27 protein-coding genes and 1 riboswitch are annotated in these 25,749 nt (G+C 67.1%); of the genes, 13 read left to right on the forward strand and 14 right to left on the reverse strand.

Annotated features, from left to right (window positions below; all coding sequences use genetic code 11):
• Window positions 1-64: 64 nt before the first annotated feature.
• The 10 genes from NH8B_RS19600 to NH8B_RS19645 all read right to left on the reverse strand — a co-directional run bounded on the left by NH8B_RS19600 (window position 65) and on the right by NH8B_RS19645 (window position 9,454).
• Entirely contained in the window at window positions 65-814 is a 750-nt protein-coding gene (locus tag NH8B_RS19600; RefSeq protein WP_014088792.1) for a dihydroorotate dehydrogenase, read from the reverse strand.
• Window positions 811-1,896: a 3-phosphoserine/phosphohydroxythreonine transaminase gene (gene serC / locus NH8B_RS19605; RefSeq protein ID WP_014088793.1), complete on the reverse strand. Its 1,086-nt coding sequence runs from the start codon at window positions 1,894-1,896 to the stop codon at window positions 811-813. The genes NH8B_RS19600 and serC overlap by 4 nt, the downstream gene beginning before the upstream one ends.
• Window positions 1,897-1,900: 4 nt before the next feature.
• Complete coding sequence (locus NH8B_RS19610) at window positions 1,901-2,407, reverse strand: urate hydroxylase PuuD (RefSeq protein WP_008955406.1); 507 nt, start codon at window positions 2,405-2,407, stop codon at window positions 1,901-1,903.
• Between the two features lie 105 nt (window positions 2,408-2,512).
• Window positions 2,513-3,658 (reverse strand): pyrroloquinoline quinone biosynthesis protein PqqE, encoded by a 1,146-nt coding sequence (gene pqqE, locus NH8B_RS19615; RefSeq protein ID WP_014088794.1) that lies wholly within the window; start codon window positions 3,656-3,658, stop codon window positions 2,513-2,515.
• Between the two features lie 261 nt (window positions 3,659-3,919).
• Window positions 3,920-4,567, reverse strand: coding sequence for a response regulator (locus tag NH8B_RS19620; RefSeq protein WP_014088795.1), 648 nt, complete (start codon window positions 4,565-4,567; stop codon window positions 3,920-3,922).
• A 228-nt stretch (window positions 4,568-4,795) separates the two neighbouring features.
• On the reverse strand, window positions 4,796-6,013 hold the full coding sequence (locus NH8B_RS19625) for an SAM-dependent methyltransferase (RefSeq protein WP_014088797.1): 1,218 nt from the start codon (window positions 6,011-6,013) through the stop codon (window positions 4,796-4,798).
• Between the two features lie 163 nt (window positions 6,014-6,176).
• Complete coding sequence (locus tag NH8B_RS19630; protein WP_014088798.1) at window positions 6,177-7,478, reverse strand: hemolysin family protein; 1,302 nt, start codon at window positions 7,476-7,478, stop codon at window positions 6,177-6,179.
• A gap of 99 nt (window positions 7,479-7,577) precedes the next feature.
• Window positions 7,578-8,300: a uracil-DNA glycosylase gene (locus tag NH8B_RS19635; protein WP_014088799.1), complete on the reverse strand. Its 723-nt coding sequence runs from the start codon at window positions 8,298-8,300 to the stop codon at window positions 7,578-7,580.
• A 168-nt stretch (window positions 8,301-8,468) separates the two neighbouring features.
• Window positions 8,469-8,798 (reverse strand): rhodanese-like domain-containing protein, encoded by a 330-nt coding sequence (locus NH8B_RS19640; protein ID WP_369751193.1) that lies wholly within the window; start codon window positions 8,796-8,798, stop codon window positions 8,469-8,471.
• Complete coding sequence (locus tag NH8B_RS19645; RefSeq protein ID WP_014088800.1) at window positions 8,795-9,454, reverse strand: protein-L-isoaspartate O-methyltransferase family protein; 660 nt, start codon at window positions 9,452-9,454, stop codon at window positions 8,795-8,797. The genes NH8B_RS19640 and NH8B_RS19645 overlap by 4 nt, the downstream gene beginning before the upstream one ends.
• Before the next feature lie 65 nt (window positions 9,455-9,519).
• Window positions 9,520-9,668: riboswitch (TPP riboswitch) on the forward strand.
• A gap of 92 nt (window positions 9,669-9,760) precedes the next feature.
• On the opposite strand from NH8B_RS19645, the gene thiC reads away from it, so the two are divergent.
• From thiC to NH8B_RS19660, 3 genes are all read left to right on the forward strand, one after another.
• A complete protein-coding gene (gene thiC / locus NH8B_RS19650; RefSeq protein ID WP_014086803.1) occupies window positions 9,761-11,671 on the forward strand; it encodes a phosphomethylpyrimidine synthase ThiC in 1,911 nt (636 codons plus the stop codon).
• Window positions 11,672-11,891: 220 nt separating this feature from the next.
• Window positions 11,892-12,455: a YIP1 family protein gene (locus tag NH8B_RS19655; RefSeq protein ID WP_014088801.1), complete on the forward strand. Its 564-nt coding sequence runs from the start codon at window positions 11,892-11,894 to the stop codon at window positions 12,453-12,455.
• 54 nt (window positions 12,456-12,509) lie between these two features.
• Window positions 12,510-12,956, forward strand: a complete 447-nt coding sequence (locus tag NH8B_RS19660; protein WP_014088802.1) for a MarR family winged helix-turn-helix transcriptional regulator — start codon at window positions 12,510-12,512, stop codon at window positions 12,954-12,956.
• 77 nt (window positions 12,957-13,033) lie between these two features.
• Here the strand turns inward: NH8B_RS19660 and NH8B_RS19665 are convergent, their stop codons facing one another.
• Complete coding sequence (locus NH8B_RS19665) at window positions 13,034-13,579, reverse strand: cytochrome b (protein WP_014088803.1); 546 nt, start codon at window positions 13,577-13,579, stop codon at window positions 13,034-13,036.
• 249 nt (window positions 13,580-13,828) lie between these two features.
• Here NH8B_RS19665 and NH8B_RS19670 point away from each other — a divergent pair, with 249 nt between their 5' ends.
• A complete protein-coding gene (locus NH8B_RS19670; protein ID WP_014088804.1) occupies window positions 13,829-14,281 on the forward strand; it encodes a GNAT family N-acetyltransferase in 453 nt (150 codons plus the stop codon).
• Window positions 14,282-14,528: 247 nt separating this feature from the next.
• Here NH8B_RS19670 and NH8B_RS19675 read toward each other — a convergent pair whose 3' ends face one another.
• Window positions 14,529-14,837, reverse strand: a complete 309-nt coding sequence (locus tag NH8B_RS19675; RefSeq protein ID WP_008955420.1) for a hypothetical protein — start codon at window positions 14,835-14,837, stop codon at window positions 14,529-14,531.
• Window positions 14,838-14,925: 88 nt separating this feature from the next.
• Window positions 14,926-16,149, reverse strand: a complete 1,224-nt coding sequence (locus NH8B_RS19680) for a winged helix-turn-helix domain-containing protein (protein ID WP_014088805.1) — start codon at window positions 16,147-16,149, stop codon at window positions 14,926-14,928.
• Window positions 16,150-16,306: 157 nt separating this feature from the next.
• On the opposite strand from NH8B_RS19680, the gene NH8B_RS19685 reads away from it, so the two are divergent.
• From NH8B_RS19685 to NH8B_RS19710, 6 genes are all read left to right on the forward strand, one after another.
• Window positions 16,307-16,537, forward strand: coding sequence for a DUF2789 domain-containing protein (locus tag NH8B_RS19685; RefSeq protein WP_014088806.1), 231 nt, complete (start codon window positions 16,307-16,309; stop codon window positions 16,535-16,537).
• Between the two features lie 124 nt (window positions 16,538-16,661).
• Window positions 16,662-16,976 (forward strand): hypothetical protein, encoded by a 315-nt coding sequence (locus NH8B_RS19690; protein ID WP_008955423.1) that lies wholly within the window; start codon window positions 16,662-16,664, stop codon window positions 16,974-16,976.
• Window positions 16,977-17,187: 211 nt separating this feature from the next.
• Window positions 17,188-19,173, forward strand: coding sequence for a peptidase U32 family protein (locus NH8B_RS19695; RefSeq protein WP_014088807.1), 1,986 nt, complete (start codon window positions 17,188-17,190; stop codon window positions 19,171-19,173).
• A 99-nt stretch (window positions 19,174-19,272) separates the two neighbouring features.
• Window positions 19,273-19,458 carry a hypothetical protein gene (locus NH8B_RS19700; protein ID WP_014088808.1) on the forward strand — a complete coding sequence of 62 codons (186 nt, stop codon included), beginning with the start codon at window positions 19,273-19,275 and terminating at the stop codon, window positions 19,456-19,458.
• An 80-nt stretch (window positions 19,459-19,538) separates the two neighbouring features.
• Window positions 19,539-19,901, forward strand: a complete 363-nt coding sequence (locus NH8B_RS19705; protein WP_014088809.1) for a SpoIIAA family protein — start codon at window positions 19,539-19,541, stop codon at window positions 19,899-19,901.
• A 189-nt stretch (window positions 19,902-20,090) separates the two neighbouring features.
• On the forward strand, window positions 20,091-20,420 hold the full coding sequence (locus NH8B_RS19710; protein WP_014088810.1) for a nucleotide pyrophosphohydrolase: 330 nt from the start codon (window positions 20,091-20,093) through the stop codon (window positions 20,418-20,420).
• Window positions 20,421-20,438: 18 nt separating this feature from the next.
• Here the strand turns inward: NH8B_RS19710 and NH8B_RS19715 are convergent, their stop codons facing one another.
• Window positions 20,439-21,653, reverse strand: a complete 1,215-nt coding sequence (locus NH8B_RS19715; protein WP_014088811.1) for an HD-GYP domain-containing protein — start codon at window positions 21,651-21,653, stop codon at window positions 20,439-20,441.
• 241 nt (window positions 21,654-21,894) lie between these two features.
• Between NH8B_RS19715 and NH8B_RS19720 the strand changes: the two genes are divergently transcribed.
• The 3 genes from NH8B_RS19720 to pyrI all read left to right on the forward strand — a co-directional run bounded on the left by NH8B_RS19720 (window position 21,895) and on the right by pyrI (window position 25,718).
• On the forward strand, window positions 21,895-23,973 hold the full coding sequence (locus NH8B_RS19720) for a methyl-accepting chemotaxis protein (protein ID WP_014088812.1): 2,079 nt from the start codon (window positions 21,895-21,897) through the stop codon (window positions 23,971-23,973).
• Window positions 23,974-24,312: 339 nt separating this feature from the next.
• A complete protein-coding gene (pyrB, locus tag NH8B_RS19725; RefSeq protein WP_008955431.1) occupies window positions 24,313-25,233 on the forward strand; it encodes an aspartate carbamoyltransferase in 921 nt (306 codons plus the stop codon).
• A 26-nt stretch (window positions 25,234-25,259) separates the two neighbouring features.
• Complete coding sequence (gene pyrI / locus NH8B_RS19730) at window positions 25,260-25,718, forward strand: aspartate carbamoyltransferase regulatory subunit (RefSeq protein ID WP_008955432.1); 459 nt, start codon at window positions 25,260-25,262, stop codon at window positions 25,716-25,718.
• The last annotated feature ends 31 nt before the right edge of the window (window positions 25,719-25,749 follow it).

Below are 25,749 nucleotides of genomic sequence, written 5' to 3' on the forward strand. Positions count from 1 at the left end.
AACGATTATTCGGCCCGGCCCGGACGCCAGCCAGCGGCAGCGGGCCAAAAACGGCTCGTGAAAATCATGAGACGGGCCGCGCCGGCCGCTCCTCGCACAACATGGCGAGGCAGGCTGGGCCGTGCTCGGCGAACAGGCGATGCACCTGCACCCCGTGCGCCCCCGCCGCCAGCGCGGCACGCACCTCGGCGGCGCGGCGGATGCCGCCCACCGCGATCAGCGCCGGACCGCCATGCAGCTGGTGTGCCAGGCCGCGCAGCGTCATGCCGTCCGGCGTGGCGTCGGGCTGGACCAGGATCAGGGCATCGAACCCCGCCGTGGCGGCGGCGACGGCGAGCCGGACCGACGCCAGCGGCAGCTTGAGCGCGAGCGCCAGGCGGCGCCCGGAGGCCGCGGCGAGCCGATCGCGTTCCCGCACCATGGCCGCCAGCGCCTGCCGCAGCAGCGCGTCGTGCTCCGCCGCCAGCAGCGGACGGTAGGCCCGGGCGCTGAGATTGCAGCTCAGGTAATCCGCCACCGGTGCCGCCTGCTGCAGGCCGTACAGCCAGTCGTCGTGCAGCGCTGGCGGCGCGGCGCCGGGTGTCATGCCCAGGCCGATGCCGATGGCGCTGTCGCCACGTGCCCCGAGGCGGGCCAGCGTCGCGGCCAGCGCCGCCACGCCGGGCTGCTGCCCCGGCACCGGCTGCGGCGTCACGGTGCCGAACTCCACCGCGGCAAAGCCGGCCGCGAGCAGAGCCGCCGCCTGCGCGCCGCTCTTGTCGATGCCGCCCGCCAGCCCGGGGCGGCGGCCCCAATGAAACGGCGCCGTGTTCACCCCTGTCTCCGGGCAAAGTCCGCCATGAACGCCACCAGGGCGGCGACACCGGCTTCCGGCATGGCGTTGTAGAGGCTGGCGCGCAGTCCGCCGACGTGACAGTGGCCGCGCAGATGCGTCAGCCCGGCCGCTTCGGCTTGCTGCAGGAAGGGCTCGGTGAGGCGCTCGTCCGTCAGCTGGAAGCGCACGTTGCTCGGCGAGCGGTGGCCGTGCGCCACTGGCGCCCGGTAGAAGCCGCCGCTGGTGTCGATGGCGTGGTACAGCCGCTCGGCCTTGCGGCGGTTGGCCTCTGCCATTGCCGCCAGACCGCCCGATTCCGCGATCCAGTCGAACACCAGCGCCGCCAGCTCGATGGCCCAGCCCACCGGGGTGTTGACGGTGTTGTTCTCGGCCAGCTGCTGGCGATAGCAATAAGGGGCGGGGGCGTAGCGCGCCTCCCGCTGCAGCAGATCCTCGCGCACGATCACCACGGTCAGCCCGGCCGGGCCGATGTTCTTCTGGGCACCGGCGTAGATCAGCCCGAAGCGCGATATATCCAGCGGGGCGGCGAGAAAGCAGGAGGTGGCGTCGGCCACCAGCGGCACGGCACCGGTGTTGGGCAGGGCGGGGTAGGCGATGCCTTCGCCGGTTTCGTTGGGGGTGATGTGGCAGTAGGCGCAGTCGTCCGGCAGCCGCCAGTTCTCCAGCGGCGGCGCGGCGAGCGGGGTGTCGCCCTGGTAGCGCGCCACCACCGCCACCTCGGCGAAACGGCGCGCCTCGCGGATGGCGCGGCCGGCCCAGTAGCCGGAGTCGGCGTAGGCGGCGCGACGCGACGGGCCGAGCAGGTTGAGCGGCACCATGGAAAACTGTTGCATGGCGCCGCCGGCGAGGAACAGCACGCGGTAGCCCGCGGGCAGGTCGAGCAGCGCCGCCAGACGCTGCCGGGCGCGCTCCAGCGTGGCGCGGAACGCCGGGCTGGTGAACGGGCGCTCCAGCGCGCAGGCGCCGTCGGCGCCGCGTAGCAGCAGGGTCTCGCGCGCCCGCTCCAGCACGGCGTCCGGCAGGCGCGCCGGGCCGGAGGCGAAGTTGTAGGCCGGGCTCATGGTCTCAGCCGAACAGGAAGCCGCCGTGCGTGCCCGCTGCCATGAAGAACAGCAGCGGCAGCGACAGCATGGTGTTGGTGCGCGAGGAGAGATGGGTGATGCGCGAGCAGCGCAGCCGCTCCTCGACGCTGGCCGGCACCAGCCCCAGCACCTTCTTCTGGTGCGGCCACAGCACGAACCAGACGTTGAGCATCATCAGCGTGCCGAGGTACAGGCCGACGCCGATCGGCGCCTGCGCCCCGTGCAGGGTCAGCGCCGACGCCAGGATGCCGCGCTGCCACAGCATCAGCAGGCCGGCGCACCAGGTCAGCACCGCCGCCCAGCGGAAGGTGCCGTGCTCGCGGTTGAGCAGCGCCTGGAAGCGCGGGCTCTGGTCGTCGGTCAGGTCCGCGGCGCTGAGCGGGCGCCAGCTTGGCCGCTGCACCACGCTGGAATAGTTGTGGCCGACCCAGACGATGCCGGCGAGAAAATGCACCCAGCGCACCAGCAGGTCGAGTGTCATTGCGTCCATGGTGTCTCCTCAGCCGGCCAGCAGGCGCACCAGCAGGAACAGCAGCAGTGTGAGCAGCGCGCCCAGCAGCAGGGTGCCGCCGGCGCTGTCGTAGGGATGGCGCATTCACTCCTCCATGAAGCTGGTGCAGACGCCGTTGGCGGAACGCTTGATCAGCGGCTTGCGGAAGCGCTGCGGCGCCACCGCCTGCGTCACCGCCGCCTGCACCAGGACGTGCTGCGGCGAGCGGCTGCAGGCCGGGTCGGTGTTGCCGGCATCGCCGGTGAGCAGGAAGGCCTGGCAGCGGCAGCCGCCGAAATCTTTTTCCTTTTCGGAACAGGAACGGCACGGTTCCGGCAGCCAGTCGAGCCCGCGGTATTTGCGGAACAGCGGCGAGTCGTGCCAGATCCAGGCCAGGGATTGATCCCGTACCGAATGGAATTCCAGCCCGGGAATCACCCGTGCCTCCTGGCACGGCATCGCCACGCCGTCGGGGGCGATGGTGAGGTGAATGGCGCCCCAGCCGTTCATGCACGCCTTGGGGCGGTCTTCGAAATAGTCGGGGATGACGAAATAGATCGTCATGGCGCCGTCGAGCCGTTCGCGCCAGCGCTGGATCACCGCCTCGGCCCGCTGGATCTGCTCGCGCGTCGGCATCAGCTCGTCGCGGTTGAGCAGCGCCCAGTTGTAGTACTGGATGTTGGCAAATTCGATGTACTCGACGCCGAGCTCGGCGGCCCACGCCACCATCTCGTCGATCAGGTCGATGTTGTGGCGGAACACCGGCATGTTCAGCACCATCGGGAAGCCGTACGCCTTGATCAGGCGTGCCGCTTCCAGCTTGCGGGCGTGGGCGCGGGTGCCCACCAGCTGGTCGGTGAGCGCGGCGCGGGTCGCTTGCAGCGAGAGCTGCACCTGCTTCAGGCCGGCCTGCTTGAGCGCCGCCATGCGCGCCTCGTTGAGCCCGACCCCCGAGGTGATCAGGTTGGTGTAGAAGCCCAGCTCGTCGGCGTAGGCCACCAGCTCTTCCAGGTCCGGGCGCTGCATTGGTTCGCCGCCGGTGAAGCCCAGCTGCAGCGCGCCCAGCTCGCGCGCTTCGGCGAGCACGCGTTTCCATTCTTCGGTGCTGAGTTCGTGTTCGGTGTACTTGTCGAAATCCAGCGGGTTGTTGCACCACGAGCATTTCAGCGGGCAGCGGTAGGTCAGTTCCAGCGACAGCCACAGCGGTTTGCCCTGGCCATCCAGGCTGAGCCCGGTCGATTCTTTCGGCATGGTGCGCTCCTCTTTCCTCGGCAGGCCGGTGCGGGACGCCCGGCTCCTGTAGACCGGCGGACGGCCGTACAGCGCCGCCTGGCGAGGGCGTGCGACGGTTTCGTGCAGCGGTATCTGGGATCATTGTCGGCACGGTCACGCGCGCGCGCGTCGGCGATGCCGGGAATGCGGCCTCACGGCATCCCGGCGCCGGGCCTCATGATTTTCGCTAGGACGGAGGGGGGCGGCCGCCTGCGGCGGCCATGTCGTAATCGGTCTCGATCAGACGTCGATCAGGCCGCAACGCACCGCGATCAGCGCCAATTCGGCGGCGTTCTGCACGTTGAGCTTCTGCTTGATGTGGTAGAGGTGGGTGCCGACGGTGCTCGGGCTCAGGTGCAGTTCCTCCGCCACCTCGTTGACCGAGTGCCCCTGGGCGAGCTGCAGGAAGATGGCGAATTCCTTGTCGGTGAGCGCCTCGGAGGGGTCGGCGGCGCCGCCCAGCTGGGCCAGCGCCACCTGCTGCGCCAGCTGCGGATCGAGATAGCGCTGGTTGTTGCCGATCTGGCGCACCGCCTTGACGAACTCCTGCGGGGCGCTGCGCTTGCACAGGTAGCCCAGGGCGCCGATGCGCAGCGCGCGTACCGGCATCGCCACTTCATGGTGCGCCGAGAGGATCAGCACGCGCGCCGCGGGATGGCGCGCGCGCAGCCGTTCGAGAGTGGCGAAGCCGCCCATGCCGGGCATGTAGAGGTCGAGGATCAGTACGTCGGGCCGGGTTTCGTCGTACAGGCGCAAGGCCTCCTCGCCGTTGTCGGCTTCGCCCAGCACCTGGGCGCCGGCGCTTTCCAGCAGCGTGCGCAGGCCCATGCGTACCAGCGCGTGATCGTCGACGAGCAGGATGCTCAAGCCGGCCAGCGATTGTTTCATCGTGGACTCTCCCATAGGCGCTTGCCGAGGCGGGCGCGGCGGCGGCGCGGCCTCGGCAACGTACCGTGCCGTGAGCGGGACGGTTTCCGTCACTCTGCATGGTAGGGAGCGCGGCGGCGAGGCACTATTCGCCGGATGGGGTGGCGCGCCGGGAAAGAGGCACTACGCGCCTAGCCTGAAAGGACTAGGCGCGGTCTTCGGCCAACCTTTGACGATGAAGACGCCCACTCAGCGGCCGCGGTACATGTAGTCGCGCGACCACGCCAGCGTGGCGGCGTCCTGGCCTGCCTTCTGGCACAGCACCTGGAAGATCGACACCTTGTCGGTGCGGAAGGCGTAGGCGCAGCCGGCGAGGTAGAGGCGCCAGATGCGCCAGGTCTTTTCGTCCACTTCCTGGCGGATCGCCTCGCGGGCGGCCTCGAAGCGGCTGGCCCAGGCCGCCAGCGTGACGGCGTAGTGGCGGCGCAGGCTCTCCACGTCGATCGGCTCCAGCCCGCCTTCCTGCAGCGTGCGCAACACCAGCGAGATATGCGGCAGCTCGCCGTGCGGGAACACGTACCTCTCGATGAAGTCGCCGCCGCCGCCGGCGGTGCCGTCGCTGGCCGCCGAGGTGGTGGTGATGCCGTGGTTGAGGGCGAGGCCGCCGTCGACGAGCAGGCGGTTCAGCGTGCCGAAGTAGTCCACCAGGTTGGAGAGGCCGACGTGCTCGAACATGCCGACGCTGGTGAGGCGGTCGAAGCGGCCGTCGACGTCGCGGTAGTCCTGCAAGCGGATTTCCACCTGCCGCTGCAGCCCTTCCTGGCGCACGCGTTCCACGGCGTGCTCGTACTGCGCCTCGGACAGCGTGATGCCGACGCAGCGCGCGCCGAATTCGCGCGCCGCCAGCCGTACCAGCGCGCCCCAGCCGCAGCCGATGTCGAGCAGGGTGTGGCCGGGCTGCAGCCGGATCTTGGTGAGGATGTGGCGGATCTTGGCGTGCTGGGCCTCCTCCAGCGTCTCGTTGCCGTGCGCGAAGTAGGCGCAGGAGTAGACCATGTCGCGGTCCAGCCAGTGCGCGTAGAAGCGGTTGGAGACGTTGTAGTGGAAACGGATCGCCTCGCGGTCGAGTTCGCGCGTGTGGCGCACGTGGCCGGGCTGGAAGCTGGCGCCGGGCACCGGGTTCTCGGCCAGGGCGAAGGCGTAGCCCAGCTCGATGATGTCGTCCAGGGTGCCGTCCAGATCGAGCTCGCCCTCGACGTAGGCGGTGGCGAGGTGGTCCACCGACGGCGACAGCAACAGCGGCAGCGACTTCCAGGAGCGCACGCGGATGGCCAGACGGGGCTGTTCGAAGTCGCCCAGCGCCAGGCTCTGGCCGGAGGGCAGTACGATGGCGACGGGCAGGTTGAGATGGTGGCGGAACGACTTGACCCACGCTTCGACGGGGGCGGCCAGGGTGTGTTCGAGCATGCTGCGGTCCTCATATCGCTGAAGCCCGGTGCCTGCCGGCAACCAGGCTGGTCAATTTCAGCGTAGTGCGCTTTTGCCAAGCGTGCCATGACGGGCGACGACCAGACAGCAAAACGCCGCCCAAGGGCGGCGTTGCAGGAAGATGCGGCACGATGCCGACGGCTTACGCTGCCGGCGGCTCTTCCTCCTGCGCCGACGGTACCTGCAGGCGGCTGACCATGACCTTGTCGACGCGGGTCTTGTCCATGTCCACCACCTCGAAGGCGAAGCCGTTCCACTCGAAACGGTCGGCCGCCACCGGCACCCGGCCCAGCTGGAACATCACCACGCCGCCCAGGGTATGGATGTTGCCGGTGTCCTCGCCGGGCAGCAGGCTGTCGATGGCGAAGTGCTCGCGCAGCTCGTCCGGCGCCACCATGCCGTCCACCAGCCAGCTGTGTTCGTCGCGCTGGATGATCAGCTGTTCGTCTTCCTGCGGACCGGCCGGCAGGCCGCCGACGATCGACTCCAGCACGTCGTGCAGCGTCACCAGGCCTTCCAGCTCGCCGTACTCGTCCACCACCAGCGCCATGTGGATGCGCGCGCGCTTGAACTGCTCCAGCAACTGCATCAGCGACACCGTGGCCGGCACGTAGAGCGGCGGGTGCATGCCGGCGGTGAAGTCGACGTTGCCGCCGGAGAGCAGGCGGTCGAGCAGGTGCTTGGCGTCGACGATGCCGATCAGCTGGTCCATGCCGCCCTTGCACACCGGGTAGCGCGAATAGGGGTGCGATTGCATCAGCTGGCAATTGCTGGTGTGGTCGTCCTCGATGTCGAGCGAGATGATGTCCTTGCGCGGCGTCATGATCGACGCCACCTTGCGGTCGTCGAGGCGGAAGATGTTTTCCACCAGCTCCTGCTCGGCGCGGTCGAACACGCCTTCGTCGGCGCCCTGTTCCATCAGCACCTTGATCTCTTCCTCGGTGATGGAAGGCTCCTTGCTCTTCTTGGCGCCCATCAGGCGCAGGATGGCGTCGGTGAACAGGCTCAGCACGCGCACCAGCGGCGCGGTGGCGCGCGACAGCAGCTTCATCGGCCGCGCCAGCACGGCGGCGAAGAGTTCCGGGTTGTGCATGGCGAGGCGTTTGGGTACCAGCTCGCCGAACAGCAGCGATAGGGTGGTGATGGTCACCACCATCACGCCGAACGCCAGCGGCTCACTATACGGTGCGATCAGCGGGTACTGCTTGAGCCAGGCGGCCAGGTGCTGGGCGATGGCTTCTTCACCGAACACGCCGGACATGATGCCGATCGAGGTGATGCCGATCTGGATGGTGGAGAGAAAGCGGGTGGGCTCTTCGACCAGCTTGAGCGCGGCCTGCGCGCCCTTGTCGCCGTCGTCGGCCCATTGCTGAAGACGGACCTTGCGCGACGACACCAGCGCCAGTTCGGACATGGCGAACACGCCGTTGAGCAGGATCAGCAACAGTAATATGAATATGTCCACGGTGGGGAAAAAGAGTTGCGGGACTCCAAGCTTAGGGCAAGGCCGGCCCGCTGGGAAGCGGGCCGCAGAGGGACCGGGTCAAAACAGCAGCGATTGTTCGGCGGCGGGTGCCCACTCGATCACGCTGCGCCCGGCGGCGGCGAGCCAGGCGTTGGCCTGCGAGAAGTGACGGCAGCCGTGAAAGCCGCGGCTGGCCGACAGCGGCGAGGGGTGGGCGGCGCACAGCACCTTGTGGCGGCGCGTGTCGATGCGTTCCGCCTTGCCCTGCGCCCAGTTGCCCCACAGCAGGAACACGCAGCCGGGGTTCTCGGTGTTGACGGCGTCGATCAGCGCGTCGCTGACGTTCTGCCAGCCCGGCTTGCCGTGGCTGCCGGCCTTGTCGGCCTCCACCGTCAGCACGCTGTTGAGCAGCAGCACGCCTTGCCGCGCCCAAGGCGTCAGGTCGCCCGAAGCCGGCAGGCCGGTGCCGAGATCGGCGGCGATTTCCTTGTAGATGTTGCGCAGGCTGGGCGGGATGCGCACGCCCGGCGGTACCGAGAACGACAGTCCCATGGCCTCGCCGGCACCGTGGTAGGGGTCCTGGCCGAGGATGACGACGCGCACGTCGGCCGGGGCGGCGTAGCTCAGGGCGTGGAAGATCTGCTCGCGCGGCGGGTAGAGGGTCTTGCCGGCGGCGGCTTCATTGGCGAGGGTGCGGTCGATCTGGCTCAGGGCCTTGAAACACGCAGGCGACCTCAGCACGGTCTCCCAGGCGGGATGGACGCGGGCGAGGGTGGGGGCGAGATAGTCGAGTTGCGGCATGGCGTTAGTTGTTGTCGCAGAAGAACGGGGGGCTTGGCACGCTTGCAAGCGGCTCGGCGTCGGCCCGGGGCCGGCTGGCGAGCGCGCTCCGATGCTAAGACCGGTCAGCAAAAAGGCCGTTCCCGCACGGCGTGAGGGAAAGGCCTTGAGCAAGGAAATGGCGCGGCTTCAGTAGTGCGCCATGGTCGGATCGACGTCGCAGGCCCAGGCCTCGACGCCGCCACGCAGGCTGATCACCGGCTCGAAGCCGGCATTGGCGAGGTAGAGCCCCACCTGGAAGCTGCGCACGCCGTGGTGGCAGACGGTGACGATGGGCTGGTCGTCCGGCAGCTCGCTCATGCGCAGGGGGATCAGGTTCATCGGGATGTGCAGCGAACCGGGAATGCGGCACAGCTGCACTTCCCAGTCCTCGCGCACGTCCAGCAGCACCGGCTGCTCGGCGCTGGCGTCGGCCAGCCACTGTGCCAGCTCGCCGGCGCTGATTTCCTTGACCATCAGAAGCTGAACCGTTCCGGCTCGACCGCCTCGGAGTGGGCCAGGCGCGGGATGCAGATTTCGAACAGGTTGGTCTCGCGGAAGACGGTTTCGCTCTCGCGCTCGATCAGCTTGGTGGTCATCACCGGCTCGTCGCCGACCACCAGGATCATGCGGCCGCCGACGGCCAGCTGTTGCTTCAGGCTGTCCGGCACCACCGGCAGCGAGCCGCCGACCAGGATCGCGTCGAACGGCGCCTGTGCGGCGTAGCCGTCGATACCGTTGCCTTCGACCAGAGTGGCATTGCTGATGCCGGCCTTCTTCAGGTTCTTGGCCGCCATTTCCTTCATTACCGGGTCGAGGTCGACGCTGTAGACGTGGCGCGACAGGCTGGCCAGCAGGGCGGTGACGTGACCGCTGCCGGTACCGATTTCCAGCACCTTGTCTTCCGGCTTCAGGCCGAGGTCCTGCACCAGGCGGGCTTCCACCTTCGGCTGCAGCATCTTGTGGCCGTTGACGAGCGGCAGTTCGGTGTCGACGAAGGCCAGCGTGCGCTTGTCGTCCGGCACGAAATCCTCACGTTTCACGTGAAACAGCAGATCGAGTACTTTGGGGTCAAGCACATCCCACGGACGAATTTGTTGTTCGACCAGGTTGAAGCGGGCATTCTCAAAATCCATCAGTTCACTCCGGAAGGGCTTTGTCGACAATAACTTGCGATTATCCCATATTTACCGTACCTTCACAGCATCGCTAGGGGTCCTGCCCCCGTTTTTTATGAGCCAGTCCCCATCGAAGGATTGGTTTTTTTACATAAACACGGGGCGCCGGTGAGAAACACCCTTGGAACCTGACCCGGATAATACCGGCGTAGGGAAGCGTCTTTAATTGAAGTCCGGCTCCCGCCGTACTTCCCGCCCATGGCCCCGTCGTCCGGCGTTCCGCTCCCTGCGCTGTTTCATCGAAGCAACCACGGAGACCGACCGATGAACGCGCCGACCAACCTGAATACCGAAATGGTGGTGGACCAAGCCGCCATCCAGCCGCTGCCCAACTCCCGCAAGATCTACGTCGAAGGCTCGCGCCCCGACCTCCGCGTGCCGATGCGCGAGATCAGCCAGGCCGACACCCCGACCCAGTTCGGCGGCGAGCAGAACCCGCCGATCTACGTCTACGACTGTTCCGGCCCCTACACCGACCCGGCCGCCCAGATCGACATCCGCTCCGGCCTGGCACCGATCCGCGCCGCCTGGATCGAGGAGCGCGGCGACACCGAGCAGCTGGCCGGTTTGAGCTCCGAGTACGGCCGCGCCCGCGAGGCCGACGCCAAGCTCGACGAGCTGCGCTTCAACCTGACGCGCCAGCCGCGCCGCGCGCTGCCGGGCAAGAACGTGACCCAGATGCACTACGCGCGCCAGGGCCTCATCACCCCGGAGATGGAATACATCGCCATCCGCGAGAACCAGAACCGCGCCGCCTACCTCGAGTCGCTCAAGACCGCCGGCGGCAAGAACGCGCGCCTCGTCGAGCTGATGACGCGCCAGCACCCGGGCCAGAACTACGGCGCCGGCATGGTCGACACCATCACCCCGGAATTCGTGCGCCAGGAAGTGGCCGCCGGCCGCGCCATCATCCCCAACAACATCAACCACCCGGAATCCGAGCCGATGATCATCGGCCGCAACTTCCTGGTGAAGATCAACGGCAACATCGGCAACTCGGCGGTGACCTCGTCGATCTCGGAAGAAGTGGACAAGATGACCTGGGGCATCCGCTGGGGTGCCGACACCATCATGGACCTGTCCACCGGCAAGAACATCCACGAGACGCGCGAGTGGATCCTGCGCAACTCGCCGGTGCCGATCGGCACCGTGCCGATCTACCAGGCGCTGGAGAAGGTCAACGGCAAGGCCGAGGATCTGACCTGGGACATCTTCAAGGACACGCTGATCGAGCAGGCGGAACAGGGCGTCGACTACTTCACCATCCACGCCGGCGTGCTGCTGCGCTACGTGCCGATGACTGCCAACCGCATGACCGGCATCGTCAGCCGCGGCGGTTCGATCATGGCCAAGTGGTGTCTGGCGCATCACAAGGAGAACTTCCTCTACACCCACTTCGAGGAAATCTGCGACATCATGAAGGCGTACGACGTGGCGTTCTCGCTGGGCGACGGCCTGCGTCCGGGCAGTGTGTGGGACGCCAACGACGACGCGCAGCTGGGCGAGCTCAAGACCCTGGGCGAACTGACCCAGATCGCCTGGAAGCACGACGTGCAGGTGATGATCGAAGGCCCGGGCCACGTGCCGATGCAGCTGATCAAGGAAAACATGGACAAGGAACTGGAGTGGTGCCACGAGGCGCCGTTCTACACCCTGGGCCCGTTGACCACCGACATCGCCCCCGGCTACGACCACATCACCTCGGCCATCGGCGCGGCCCAGATCGGCTGGTACGGCACCGCGATGCTGTGCTACGTCACGCCGAAGGAGCACCTCGGTCTGCCGAACAAGGACGACGTCAAGGAAGGCATCATCACCTACAAGCTGGCCGCGCACGCCGCCGACCTGGCCAAGGGCCACCCGGGCGCGCAGATCCGCGACAACGCGCTGTCCAAGGCGCGCTTCGAGTTCCGCTGGGAGGACCAGTTCAACCTCGGCCTCGACCCGGACCGCGCGCGTTCGTTCCACGACGAGACGCTGCCGAAGGATAGTGCCAAGGTGGCGCACTTCTGCTCGATGTGCGGCCCGCACTTCTGTTCGATGAAGATCACCCAGGACGTGCGCGACTTTGCCGCGCAGCAGGGCTTGGCTGCAGAGGAGGCGCTGGCCAAGGGCATGGAGGTGAAGTCGATCGAGTTCGTCAAGGGCGGCGCCAAGCTGTACGACAAGATCTGAACCGAGGCCGGTTAGCGCCGACGTGAACGGACCGCCGAGGCGGTCCGTTTTTTTTGCACGGCGGACAGGGGCGTGGCGGCAGAGGGGAGGGACGCCGCTTTGCCTCAGCGCCGGCCAACGTTGGCAAAGCTGCTTGTACGGCGAATCAAAGGATGGCTTGTAAATATATCGCAATGCGATATATTAGAGAGGCCATCGCCGTAAACCAAGGAGCTTTGCCATGAGTCTGCTTACGCCCGTTCGCATGCTGATATCGTCGGAAGACGGCTGGGATGAACTGGCCAGGAGCCATCCCTCGCCGGCGGCCAGCTTCGGCAAGGTGGTGCTGCCGGCGTCGCTGCTCAGCAGCGCGATGATCGTGTACGCCGCGTACTTTCATGGCGAGGTGTACGCGCCCGCGGTGCCCTTCCGCCAATGGTGCTACGTCGCGCTGTTGTTCCTGCTGGTGAGCTGGCTGTGCGTGCCCCTGATGGGCTACGTGATCCGGCACTCGGTGCGCAGCACCCGCCCGCTGGCGTACCGTGACTGCTACCGTCTGGCGGCGATCGCCCCGCTGCCGATCTGGCTGTCCGCCCTGACGCTGATGGTGCCGAGCCCGCTGTTCAACCTGTTGGCGGGGGTCACCGGGCTGTTCGCCTCGGCCGGGCTGATTCTCCATGGGCTGGACGCCTTGTTCGAGCACGATCACTGGGTGCGGACGCTGTCGGTTACCTACACGGTGTTTTCGGTCGGGGCGCTGCTGTGGGCGCTGGTGATCGGGCTGCTGGTGCTGCCGCTGCTGTAGGGCGGGAGGGCGATTTGTGCTAGGGTGCCCCAGAATTCAGCCCGCGATCCAGCCATGACCTTCCATTCCTCCCTGTCGAAACGCGATTTCGAGCACCTGGCCGATTTCCGTTACCGTTTGCGCCTGTTTCTGCGTTTCAGCGAGGAGCTGGCGCAACAGCACGGTCTGACCCCGCAGCAATACCAGCTGCTGCTGCAACTGCGCGGCTATCCGGGGCGGGACTGGGCCTCCGTGGCCGAGCTGGCCGAACGGCTGCAGTCGCATCATCACAGCGTGGTGGGGCTGGTGTCGCGCTGCGAGGCGCAAGGCCTGGTGCAGCGCCGACCGGGAAGGGAGGACCGCCGCTGCGTCGAGGTGAGCCTGCTGGCCAAGGGTGAGGAACTGGTGGAAACACTGGCGCAGGCGCATCGCGACGAGCTGATCCTGCTCCGGCAGGGCGGAGGGCTTGCGTCGCTCGACCTGCTGCTGCTGACGCAGCAGGGGCTGGGCGAGGGCGCCTGAGCAGCGCTCAGGCGATCGGGCAAAGAAAAAGGTTGGCTTCGGCCAACCTTTTTTATTGCGGCATCGCCATTGCCCGGTCAGCGCAGCGGGCCGGTGAGTCGGGTGAGGGTGTTGTCCTTGACGAAGCGGTGGTGCCATACCGCGGCGGCGGCGTGCCCGATCACCAGCCACAACAGCACGTTGCCGAGCGTTTCGTGCACTTCTTTCAGGTCGTGGGCGGTGGCGCGGTCCAGCGTGAACAGCACCGGCAGGGGTTGGCCGAAGAACGCCAGTTCGTGACCGCTGCCCTGCACGATCGCAATCCCCAGCAGCGGCAAGGCCAGCATCAGCGCGTACAGCACCCAGTGCGCGAGCTTGGCCAGCACCGCGCTGTGCCTGTGCGGCGCCGGGGTGATCTCGGGCACGCGGTTGCCGAGACGCCACAGCAGGCGCGGCAGCACCAGCAGCAAGACGATCAGACCGGCCTGGAAATGGCCGAATTTCATGGCGTCGCGCAGCGGCGTGCCCTTGGGAAAGACATCCTTGAATTCGATGAAGGCCAGGGCGGCGATGATGGCCAGGGCGGACAGCCAGTGCAGGGCACGGGCCAGCCAGCCATAACTGTGCTGGGAATTTTTCAACATGATGTACTCCTGTTTACTTGCTGCCATTCAGGGTAGGAGCGCCGTCTTAATGCAGACTTAACTCCACCGATCGCGGCAGATGATCGAAAAATCGGGCTCATTTGTTGCCTTGGCGCAACGGTGCCGTTCTTGAGCCGGTGCCCCGGGCGTACCGTGCCAGTGGTTCCCTGGCGGCGGTGGCGAGTGGTTCTGTCGCCGCGGCGCGGCCTGCGGCATGCTGTGGCGATCGTTCCCCGCAGGAGCCAACCTTTGAGCACCGAACTGCACATCCGCGCCGTGAGCGCCGCCGACCACGCCGCCTGGCTGCCGCTCTGGCTGGGCTACCAGGCGTTCTACAAAACCACGATTCCCGAGGCCACCAGCGCCGTCACCTGGCAGCGCCTGCTCGATCCGGCCGAACCGATGGCCGCCTATCTGGCCTGGCAGGGCGACGAGGCCGTCGGGCTGGTGCACACCGTCTACCACCGTTCGTGCTGGACCGTGGGCGACTACTGCTACCTGCAGGACCTGTACGTGGCCGAGGGGGTGCGTGGCCGCGGCGTCGGACGCCGGCTGATCGAGCACGTCTACCGTCAGGCGGCGGCGGATGGCTGCTCGCGTGTGCACTGGCTGACGCACGAGACCAACCGTGACGCCATGCAGCTGTACGACCGCATCGCCGAGCGTTCCGGCTTCGTGCAGTACCGCCGGCTGCTGGGCTGAACCCGGCGCCAGGGTTGGCCGAAGCCGGCGTGCCCCACCGTGAAGGAGGGGTAGACGGCGTACCCCGCGCCCGCCCGTTCGGTACCGGGTGAGGCCATGCTAGGTGAGGAGTGGGGAGGAAAAATGGAGCAAATCGGGAGTTATTGGTGAGGCGCTGCCCGTCATGGCCACGCCGCCGCCCGTGGGCCATCGCTGTGTCGCCATGAAAAACGGCAGCCTAAGGCTGCCGTTTTTCATGGGCGGGGGCTTAATGCTCCTGTAGCCCCTTGACCGCTTCCTTCACCGCCGAAGCTTGCTGCTTCAGCTTGTCCATCTGCTGTTTCAGTTCGGGTTTGAGGGCCGCCGCGGCGCTCCCGACCTTGTTGGCCGCCGTGCCCAGCGCGGCGCTGGCTTCCTGCTTCAGCTCGCCCACCGGGGCGCTTGCTGCCTCGACGGTGCTATGCACCGCGCCGATCGCGTCCGAGGCCGACTGCTGTAGCTTGGTCGTCTGTTTGTCGCTGCAGGCGGCAAGCCCCAGCGCCAGCGCGATTGCGAGGGGAAGGTAAGACTTCGGCATAGAGATTTCTCCGCGTCATCTGGAATAGGTCAGAGGCGATTCGCGCGGCGGAAGTTCCTCGGCGTGGCCCGGGAGGGCACGACCTCCTTCAAGCGCCTCCCGTTCCCGCCAGCGCGGCGGCCAGCCCGTGCGGTGCCTGTTGGACCGCCAGCTGCGGCGTGCCGTGCCAGGCGGCCAGCTTGGCGAGGGCGGCGCGCAGGTCGGTGGTCAGGCGCTGCGTCACGCGCACCCCCGGCTCCAGGTACAGCGCCTTGACCTCGAACACCCCCTGCGCGCGGTGCGCCTTGGCGTCCAGCCGCCCCACCAGCCGGCCGCGCTGCAGGATGGGCAGCACGAAGTAGCCGTACTGGCGCTGCGGCGCCGGGGTGTAGCACTCCAGCCGGTAGTCGAAGCCGAACAGCTCGGCGGCGCGGCGGCGGTCCCACACCACCGGGTCGAACGGCGACAGCAGCGCCGTGGCGCTGGCCTTGAGCCGCTCGTCCGCCGCCAAGGCGAGTTCGTCGGCCAGGCTGGCGTGCACGAAGGCGTCGTGCTGCCAGCCCTCGATGCGGACCGGCAGCAGTTCGCCGGCGTCGGCCAGCGCGTGCAGCGCGGCGTCGTAGCGGCCGCGCTTGAGGCGGTAGTAGTCCGCCACCCAGCCCGCCTTGACCACCCCCAGCGCGCGGCAGCTGTGGCGGATCAATTCGTGCCGCGTGGCTTCCGGCGGCGGCAGGTCGCGTGCGTCGTCCCAGTCCGGGCGCACCCGTTCCGCCAGGTCGTAGACGCGCTGGAAACGCTGGCGCGCCGCCACCATCAGCCGCCCGGCGGTGAACAGCACCTCGAGGTGGCGCTTTTCCGGCTTCCAGTCCCACCAGCCGTCGCCCTTGCCGCCCTGCCGTGCGAAATCCGCCGAGCGCACCGGGCCGTTTACGCGGATGTGTTGGACCAGCTGCTCGATCTCGGCGCGGTGCTTGTCCATCCACGCCACCGAGTACTTCCAGCCCATGCCCGCCGGGTCGAGCATGCGGTGGCGCAGCAGGCGGTAGTCCTCGGATGGCACGAAGCAGGCCTCGTGCGCCCAGTACTCGAACAGCGCGCCCTCGGCCAGCAATTGGTCCAGCCAGGCCGGGTCGTAGTGGCCGAGCCGGCTGAACAGCACCAGGTAGGGGCTGCGCGCCAGCACGTGGATGGTGTCGATCTGCAACAAGGCCATGCGCCGGATCGCCGCCAGCACGTCGCCCTTGCCGGCCCGGCGCCTGGGCGGCGTCAACAGGCCCTGGGCGGCCAGATGCAGGTGGCGGGCGGCGCTGGGCGAGAGGTGAACCGTGGTCATGGCGATGGCATGGAGAGGGGGAAGGCATGACTATAGCAAATGGGGGAGGGGGAGCTTGGCGTTGTTTGCGCGTTTTGGCCTTCCTCCTGCCGGCGCAGCGACTAAGCTGTCTGTGTGAGTCTTTATTCCCCATTTCATCCACCACAAGGAGAACGACATGGATACCGGTAAGCACGAACTGCCGCAGCTGTTCCAGCAACTCGGCCTGGGCGGCGACGTCGCGGCGATCGACGCGTTTCTGGCCAAGCATCGGCTGGAGCACGGCATGGAGGTGGCCGATGCGCCGTTCTGGAGCGCGGCGCAGGCGGATTTTCTGCGCCAGGCGCTGGAAAGCGATGCCGAGTGGGCCGAGGCGGTGGACGAGCTGGCGACCTTGCTGAGCCAATAGCGTTTGGCCGGCGCGATGGCGCTGGCGGGGTGGTCGGCATGACCTATGCTGGGGATGAGCCTGGCTCCAGCAGGCAGTTCCGCCGGCGGGGCAAGGCTCCTGGCATCAGGGAAGGAGACCCATCATGATGATCGCCCGCTGGAGCATCGAGGCCAAGTTCGGCCACAAGCCCGAGGTGGTGGCGGAGATGCAGCGCTGGTTGCGCGAGATCGGTTCGCAGGTCGGCTGGACCCCCGAGCGGGTGCGGCTGCTGAACGGCTCGATCGGCGCCAGGGAATCCACCATCCAGTCCGAGGTCGAGATCGCCGATCTGGCCGAACTCGACGCGGTATGGCGCAAGCTCGGCTCGCTCGACGCGCACGCGGCGTGGAGCCGCGCGCTGGAGCCGCACGTGGTGTCCGGCACGCAGCGCTGGGACATCTTCCGCGTCATCGGGTAGGGCGGATACCCCGGCATAAGCCGGGGGTTCCGCCACAGCGCGCTCCATCTTCCCGTCATCGTGGCTGATGGCGGAACGTCGTTCCTTCGCAACGCTGCGCTACCTTGCTCAGTCAGGCTTCCGCCCTACACCTAAATCCCTGATTCCGCTATACTTCCGCCCCTGTCGCGTGCCCGCGCGCACCCCCACCCCCCAGCAAGGAAGCCGTCGCATGAGTCTGTTGCCGCATCAAGTCGAACTGTTGTCCCCCGCCAAGAGCGCCGAGATCGGGCGCGAGGCGATCCTGCACGGGGCGGATGCGGTGTACATCGGCGGGCCCTCCTTCGGTGCGCGCCACAACGCCTGCAACAGCGTGGAGGACATCGCCGGGCTGGTGCAATTCGCGCACCGCTACCACGCGCGCATCTTCGCCACGCTCAACACCATCCTGCACGACGCCGAGCTGGAGCCGGCGCGCAAGCTGATCTGGCAACTGTACGACGCCGGCGTCGACGCGCTGATCGTGCAGGACATGGGCATCCTGCAGATGGACCTGCCGCCGATCCAGCTGCACGCCTCGACCCAATGCGACATCCGCGACGCCGACAAGGCGCGCTTCCTGTCCGACGCCGGCTTCAGCCAGATCGTGCTGGCGCGCGAGCTGACCATCCCGCAGATCGCCAAGATCGCACAGAGCGTGGCAGAGAGCGCCGACCCCGCCACCATCGAGTACTTCATCCACGGCGCGCTGTGCGTGGCGTTCTCCGGGCAGTGCTACATCAGCCACGCCGACACCGGGCGCAGCGCCAACCGCGGCGACTGCTCGCAGGCCTGCCGCCTGCCGTACACCCTGACCGACGAGAAGGGCGGCGTGGTGGCGTTCGACAAGCACCTGCTGTCGATGAAGGACAACAACCAGAGCGCCAACCTGGAAGCGCTGCTGGACGCTGGCGTGCGCTCGCTGAAGATCGAGGGCCGCTACAAGGACGTGAGCTATGTGAAGAACATCACCGCCCACTACCGCCTGCTGCTGGACGAAATCTTCGAACGCCGCCCGGAACTGGCGCCGGCCGCCAGCGGCAGCAGCGAGATCTTCTTCGCGCCCGACCCGGACAAGACCTTCCACCGCGGCGCCACCGACTACTTCGCCACCGGCCGCAAGCAGGACATCGGCGCCTTCGATTCGCCCAAGTTCGTCGGCGTGGCGCTGGGCACGGTGCACCAGGTGGGCGAGACCTGGCTGGAGATCGCCACCCCCGAGACCATGTCCAATGGCGACGGCATCAACTTCATGAAGAAGCGCGAAGTGGTGGGCATGCAGCTCAACACCGTGAAGCAGGTCGGCAAGGTGCCCGGCGGCGACCTGCTGTGGCGCTGCGAGCCGAACGACCCGAGCGTGCTGGTCGGCCTCAAGCCCGGCACCGACCTCAGCCGCAACCGCGACCACGCCTGGGAGCTGGCGCTGCTGAAGAAGTCGGCTGAGCGCCGCGTCGGGGTGTGGCTGACGCTCTCCGAGAGCGCCGACGGCCTGGCGCTGACCGTGACCGACGAGGACGGCTGCAGCGCCACGGTCAGCGCCGCCATCGCGCTGGAGCCCGCCAAGGACGCCGCCCGCGCCGAGGCCGGGCTGCGCGACAATCTCGCCAAGCTCGGCAACACCATGTTCCAGGCGCACGACGTGGCGCTGCATCTGTCCCAGCCTTGGTTCGTGCCGGCCTCGGTGGTCAACGGCCTGCGCCGCGACGCCATCGAGCGGCTGGAAGCGGCGCGCCTCGCCGCCTGGCCGCGCCAGCCGCGCAAGGCGCCGTTCGAGCCGCCGGTGGCCTACCCGGAAAAGAACCTGAGCTACCTGGCCAACGTCTACAACGCGCTGGCGTGGGATTTCTACAAAAAGCACGGCGTCGAGGTGATCGAACCGGCCTACGAGGCGCACCAGGAGGAGGGCGAGGTGAGCCTGATGATCACCAAGCATTGCCTGCGCTTCTCCTACAACCTGTGCCCCAAGCAGGCCAAGGGGGTGAAGGGGGTGATGGGGCAGGTGCGCGCCGACCCGATGGTGCTCAAGTCCGGCAACGAGACCTACACCCTGAAGTTCGAATGCCGCCCGTGCGAGATGCACGTCATGGGCAAGATGAAGAAGCACGTCCTCAAGTCGCCGCCGCCGTCGGAAATCCCCGCCAGCGCGCCGATCACCTTCTTCAAGCAGCGCCCGGCGTAATCCCCCGTTCTTCGGCCAACCTTTTAGGTTGGCCGTTTTGCCATGGCGGCCTCCCCGGCCTACAACGGAAGCTGACCCGCTCACCGTTCAGGAGCCGCCATGCGCCCTTCCTCCGTCCTGCTGCTGCTGGCGCTCGCCGCCTGCGAACCGCCGCCGCCCGCCAAGATCGCCGCGCCGCAACGCGAGATGCTGGACCAGGCCAAGGCGGTGCAGCACACCGTCGACAGCCAGAACCAGCAGTTGCAGCAGCAGATCGACGCCGCCGAAGGCAAGACCACGCCGTAGCCGGCGCGGCCGTGATTTGCGCCCCTTCGCGCCGCTGGGCGAGCCATACTGGAAATAGGGCATGGCGCAAGGAGACGACGATGATCGAAACGCTGACGAGTCCCTCGTCCCGGGTGGTGGCCATCAAGCTGCGCGGCACGCTGCACGACGTCGATTACCGCACGCTGGAGCCGCTGGTGGAAGCGGCGCTGCGCGACGGCAAGAAGGCGCGGCTGTACGCCCAGTTCGACGACTTCCACGGCTGGGACCTGCACGCGGTGTGGGACGACATGAAGTTCGGCACCCGCCACTACGCCGATTTCGAGCGCATCGCCGTGGTCGGCGACGAGACCTGGCAGGAATGGATGGTGAAGCTGGTGCGGCCGTTCACGCTGGCCTCGCTGCGTTATTTCCCGAGCGAGGAGACCCCGGCCGCCTGGGCCTGGATCCACGAGGAGTTGTGACGGCCGGGCCGGGCGGCGGGCCTCGCTCGCGGCGGTGCGGCGCTACCCCTGCCGGGGCCAACGGGCCGGGCTGATGCTGCGCGCCGGCCGGTTTCGCTGAACGTGCCACGGCGTGACGGCACGGCCGGGTTTTGCCAACGCCGGTTTCACGTGAAACACTGTCGCTCCATTCCCAAGGAGCCGCCTCGTATGACCCACCCCCTGATCGACAGTAGCGGCCTCGCCGCCGCCCTGGAGCAGTTCGCCCTCGAACGCGACTGGCCGCGCTACCACACCGCGCGCAACCTGGTGCTGGCGCTGACCGGCGAGGTGGGGGAACTGGCGGAAATCTTCCAGTGGCTCTCCGACGACGAGGCGGCCAGGTTGGCCGAAGACCCGGCGCGCTTCACCCATCTGCAGGAGGAACTGGCCGACGTGCTGATGTACCTGGTGCGGCTGGCCAGCGTCACCGGCGTCGACCTCGACGCGGCGGTGCGCGACAAGCTGGTGAAGAATGCGCGCAAGTACCCGGCGCCCTGAGCGCGCCGGCACGGGATCTTACAGAAAGCGCAGCGGGTCGACGCCCCACTGCTCCGGCGATTCGTGGCGCACGATGCGGTCGCCGCCGCCCTGGCCCAGGCCGCGCGCCAGGTCGATCAGCAGCGGCGTGATGTAGCTGTTGCTCTTGGTGCTGAAGAAGGCCTTGACCTTGGGGGTGAGCATATTGCTCTCGCTCTGCTCCACCACCACCGCCAGCTTGCCGCTTTCCAGCCGCACCAGCGTGCCCACCGGGTAGATGCCGGTGCTGCGCATGAACGCCTGCACCAGCGTCGGGTTGAAGTGGAACTTCGACCATTCGTAGATCTTGCGCAAGGCGTCGGTCGGGGTCATGCCGCGGTGGTAGCAGCGGTCCGAGGTGAGCGCGTCGTAGACGTCGACGATCGCCGCCATCTGTCCCAGCTCGGAAATCTCGTCGCCCTTGAGGCCGCGCGGGTAGCCGCTGCCGTCGTGGCGTTCGTGGTGCTGCGCCGCCACCTCGATCGCGATGGCGGAGATGCCCGGAGTCTGGCGCAGGATCTTTTCGCTGGCCACCACGTGGCACTTCATCACGGCGAACTCGCTCTCGTTCAGCTTGCCCGGCTTGTTGAGGATGGCGTCGGGCACCGTCATCTTGCCGATGTCGTGCATCATGCCGCCCACGCCGGCGTGGTGCAGCGTCCCGTGCTCCAGTTCCATGGCGCGCGAAAAGCTGACCATCAGCGCACCCACGCTGACCGAATGCAGGAAGGTGTAGTCGTCCTTGTTCTTGATGCGGCACAACGCCAGCAGGGCGTCGTTGTTGCGCAGGATTGAGGTGGTCATCTTCTCCACCGTCGGCTCCACCCGCTCCAGCTGCACCTGCCGTCCCAGCCGCACGTCCTGCATGATGTCGCGCACGATCTGGTGCGCCTCGGCGTGGATGCGCCGCGCCTGGCCGAACTCCTCGGCCGCGTCCACCCGGCGCGGCAACTGGCTCTTGCCCTCGGCAAAGGTGCGGATTTCCTGTTCCAGCTGCTGTTTCACCTCGGCCACGGTGGGCGCGTGCGCCACGTCCAGCCCCTTGCCGGTGTCGATATAGAGCTGATGGATGCCGGCCTGGCGGATCTTGTCGATCTCGCCCTCGCTGCCGATGACGAAGCGGTTGCGCAGAAAGGGATGGCTCATCCAGTCGCAGTTGAGGTCGTGGATGAACATGCCCGGCTTCAAGTCGGCGATATCGATGCACTTGATCATGGCAAAAAACCGCAGTGGTATGTCGTTTTCATTCAATTGGCACCGAGGCAGAGGGACTAGGATCGCGGCGCCGGGAGAGTGGCGTCGTGATCATTAACCTGTCACGACGGATTTGATAAGAAATTATTGAAAATAAAGCGCATTTCTTGCCTGCATTCTGCGGTAATCGCCGAGTCGAGGGCAAGCCTGCGAGCACAGGGCCGGCAACAGGCCCACAACCCAAGCAGGGGAAACGTCAGCCATGAGAACGAAAGAGAAGTGGGGAAAACTCAGCCGCAAGATCACCCTGATCGGCGGCTTGTCGGTGGCGCTGGGCTTTGCCGTGATGGTGGGGCTGATCGCCAAGATCAGCTACGACAGCGCGCTGGAGCAGGGCTACCAGCTGGCGTCGGAGCAGGCGCAGGGTTACGCGCGCCAGGTCGAGGCCGAACTGGGGCAGAACATGGCCCTGCCGCATCACCTCGCCGAGGCGGTGCTGGGGCTGAAGAAGACGGCGCCGCCCGAGCGCAAGGTGGTCGACGGCATGATCGTCACGATGCTCGACCACTCGCCGCAGAACATCGGCCTGTGGATGCTGTGGGAGCCCAACGCCATGGACGGTCGCGACGATGCCTACCGCCTCGACTGGCCGCGTCATGACCCTACGGGCCGCTACACCCCCTACGTGACGCGCGACGCTTCCGGCAATGCCAAGATGGATGTGATGCTGGACAGCGAGCGGGTCAAGGCCTTCCCGCAGTACAAGGACAATCCGCAGAGCTACCAGCCCGACTATGAGAAGCCGGGCTGGGGCGATTACTACTATGTGCCCAAGCAGCGCGGCCGCGACACCATCACTGAACCGTTCTTCTACGAGGTGCAGGGCAAGAAGGTGCTGGAGAGCTCGCTGGTGACGATGATCAAGGACCGGGACGACAAGTTTCTCGGCGTTTCGGCCACCGACCTCGCGCTCGACGCGCTGCAGCAGCGCTACGGCTTCATCCGGCTGTACCAGACCGGTTACGTGCGGCTGGTGTCCGAGAAGGGCATGTACGTGGCCAACCCCGATCCGGCCAAGGTGGGCAAGCCAGTCGGCAAGGACGAGTCGCTGGGCGAGAAGCTGCTGCAGATCAGCCAGGGCGAGAACTTCGTGTTCGAGGCGGAGGGTTTCACCCACTTCTTCTTCCCGGTCAAGATCGGCGACACCGGCCAGTTCTGGTCGCTCGGCGTCAGCATTCCCAGCGCCGCCATCACCGCGCCGGCGCTCAAGCTGCGCAACAGCGCGATCCTGATCGGCGTGCTGGCGCTGCTTGCCATCATCGTCATCCTGGCGCTGGTGGTCGGCGCGCTGACCCGCCCGCTCAACCAGCTGGCTGACACCATGGAGCAGCTGGCGTCGGGCCAGGGCGACCTCACCGCGCGCATCGCCATCGCCAACCGCGACGAGATCGGCCGCACCGCCACCGCCTTCAACCGCTTCATCGACAGCCTGCACGGGATGTTCGTCGGGGTGCGCGAGCAGAGCCACGCGGTGGCCGAGGCGGCGGCGCGGCTCACGGCGTCGGCGGGCCAGGTCGAGCAAGCTTCGGCGGCTCAGTCGGACACCGCTAGCGCCACCGCCGCCGGGGTGGAACAGGTCAGCACCAGCGTGCAGCACATCGCCGATTCGGCCGGCCGCGCCGAGGAACTGGCGCGCCAGACCGGCGCCATCACCGATCAGAGCGTGGCCACGGTCAAGCGCGTGGCGGCCGAGATTCACTCGATGACCGGCGACATGCACGCGCTGGCCGAGCGCATGGGCGCACTGGGAAGCCGTTCGGAAGAGGTCAGCAGCATCGTGCGAGTGATCCGCGACATCGCCGACCAGACCAACCTCTTGGCGCTCAACGCCGCGATCGAGGCGGCGCGCGCCGGCGAGCAGGGACGCGGCTTCGCCGTGGTGGCCGACGAGGTGCGCAACCTCGCCGGGCGTACCGCCGAGGCGACGCTGGAGATCGGCCGCATCGTCGAGGCCATCGGCCGCGAGACGCGCGACGCGGTGCGCGAGGTGGACGGCAGCCGCGAACGCGCGGTGAGCAGCGTCGGCGTCGCCCAAGCCGCCGACGGCAGCATGCAGCAGGTGTCCCACTGCAGCCAGCAGCTGGTCGGCAACATCGTCGACATCGCCGCCGCCACGCGCGAGCAGTCCTCGGCCAGCGCCGAGATCGCGCGCCACGTCGAGCAGATCAGCGCCATGGCGCAGTCCAACCGCGACGTGGTGCAGGAGGTCTCGGCCGCGGCGGAGCAGCTGCACGCGCTTTCGGCCAACCTTGAGCAATTGGTGGGCCATTTCCGCCTCTGAGCGGGCCGGGTGCGGTGGCGCGGCGCCACCGCACCAAACGGGTGCTTATCAGCCGGCCGGTTTCGGCTTATAATTCGACGGTTTTGTTCGGATCAACCCCATGTGCCGCGTACGCTTTCTGTTCTGCGATGCCGCCACCGCCCGCCAGGGCGGGAAAGACGCGTTGCCGTGCGCCGGGGAACCCGGGCGAGGCGTGTTGTCAAAATCAGCTCCTGAGCCGTCAGGGGCTTTTTTTTATCTGTGAGAGACCCGTTATCGCGTTTCCAGAGCAAAACTGCCCGCCCAGGCGGGCGGCAGGTTTGCTCTGTAAATGGAATCACACCGCGAGGAACCCGCACCATGGCCAATCCCCTGTACCGGAAGCACATCATTTCCATCCCCGATTTCACCCGCGAGGAGCTCGAGCTGGTGGTGGAAACCGCCGGTCGCCTCAAGGCGGCGCCGCGACATGACCTGCTCGCCGGCAAGGTGGTGGCCAGCTGCTTCTTCGAACCCTCCACCCGCACCCGGCTGTCGTTCGAGACCTCGATCCAGCGCCTGGGCGGCACCGTGATCGGCTTCGCCGACGGCGCCAACACCTCGGCCAAGAAAGGCGAGACGCTGGCCGACACCATCCGCATCATCAGCTCCTACACCGACGCGGTGGTGATGCGCCATCCCCAGGAGGGCGCGGCGCGCCTGGCCAGCGAATTCTCGGCGGTGCCGGTGATCAACGGCGGCGACGGCGCCAACCAGCACCCGTCGCAGACCCTGCTCGACCTGTTCACCATCAAGGAATCGCAGGGCCGGCTGGAAAACCTGGCACTGGCCTTCGTCGGCGACCTCAAGTACGGCCGCACCGTGCACTCGCTGACGCAGGCGCTGTCGCTGTTCAACTGCCACTTCTACTTCGTGGCGCCGGAAGTGCTGGCGATGCCGGACTACATCTGCGAGGAGCTGGACGAGCGCGGCATCTCCTACACCCTGGCCGAGTCGCTGGAAGAGGTGATCCCGCACGTCGACATCCTGTACATGACGCGCATCCAGCGCGAACGCTTCGACGAGGCCGAATTCAAGCAGATCCAGGGCCAGTACATCCTCAAGGCCGAGATGCTGAACCACGCCCGCCCCAACATGAAGGTGATGCACCCGCTGCCGCGCGTCGACGAGATCGAGGTGGCGGTGGACGACACCCCGCACGCCTACTACTTCGAACAGGCGCGTAACGGCGTCTTCGCGCGCCAGGCGCTGCTGGCGCTGGTGCTGAACGAAACCGTGTGAGCCGATCGAGCAAGGAAAGGACGACCATGCAATACACCCGCAACGTAGAAGCCCTGAAAGAGGGCACCGTGATCGACCACATCCCGGCCGGTCAGGGCCTGAAGATCCTGCGCCTGTTCCAGCTGGTGGAAACCGGCGAGCGCGTCACCGTCGGCCTCAACCTGCAAAGCCGCCACATGGGCAGCAAGGACGTGGTCAAGGTCGAGAACATCGCGCTCACCGAGGAGCAGGCCAACGAACTGGCGCTGTTCGCGCCCAAGGCCACGGTGAACGTGATTTCCAACTTCGAGGTGGTGAAAAAGCACAAGCTGGAGCTGCCGGAAGAGATCGAAGGCGTGTTCGCCTGCCCGAACTCCAATTGCATTTCGCATAAAGAGCCGGTAAAGAGCTTTTTTTACGTCAGAACAGTGAAGAACGACACGAAAATGAAATGCAAGTATTGCGAAAAAGTCTTCACTAAGGATATCGTAGTCGAAGTGCGCTAAGTCGTACTCAGGAGTGGAGAAACTACAAGTA

Origin of the sequence: Pseudogulbenkiania sp. NH8B (assembly GCF_000283535.1) — a bacterium.
In the GTDB taxonomy this organism is placed as follows: Bacteria; Pseudomonadota; Gammaproteobacteria; order Burkholderiales; family Chromobacteriaceae; genus Pseudogulbenkiania; species Pseudogulbenkiania ferrooxidans.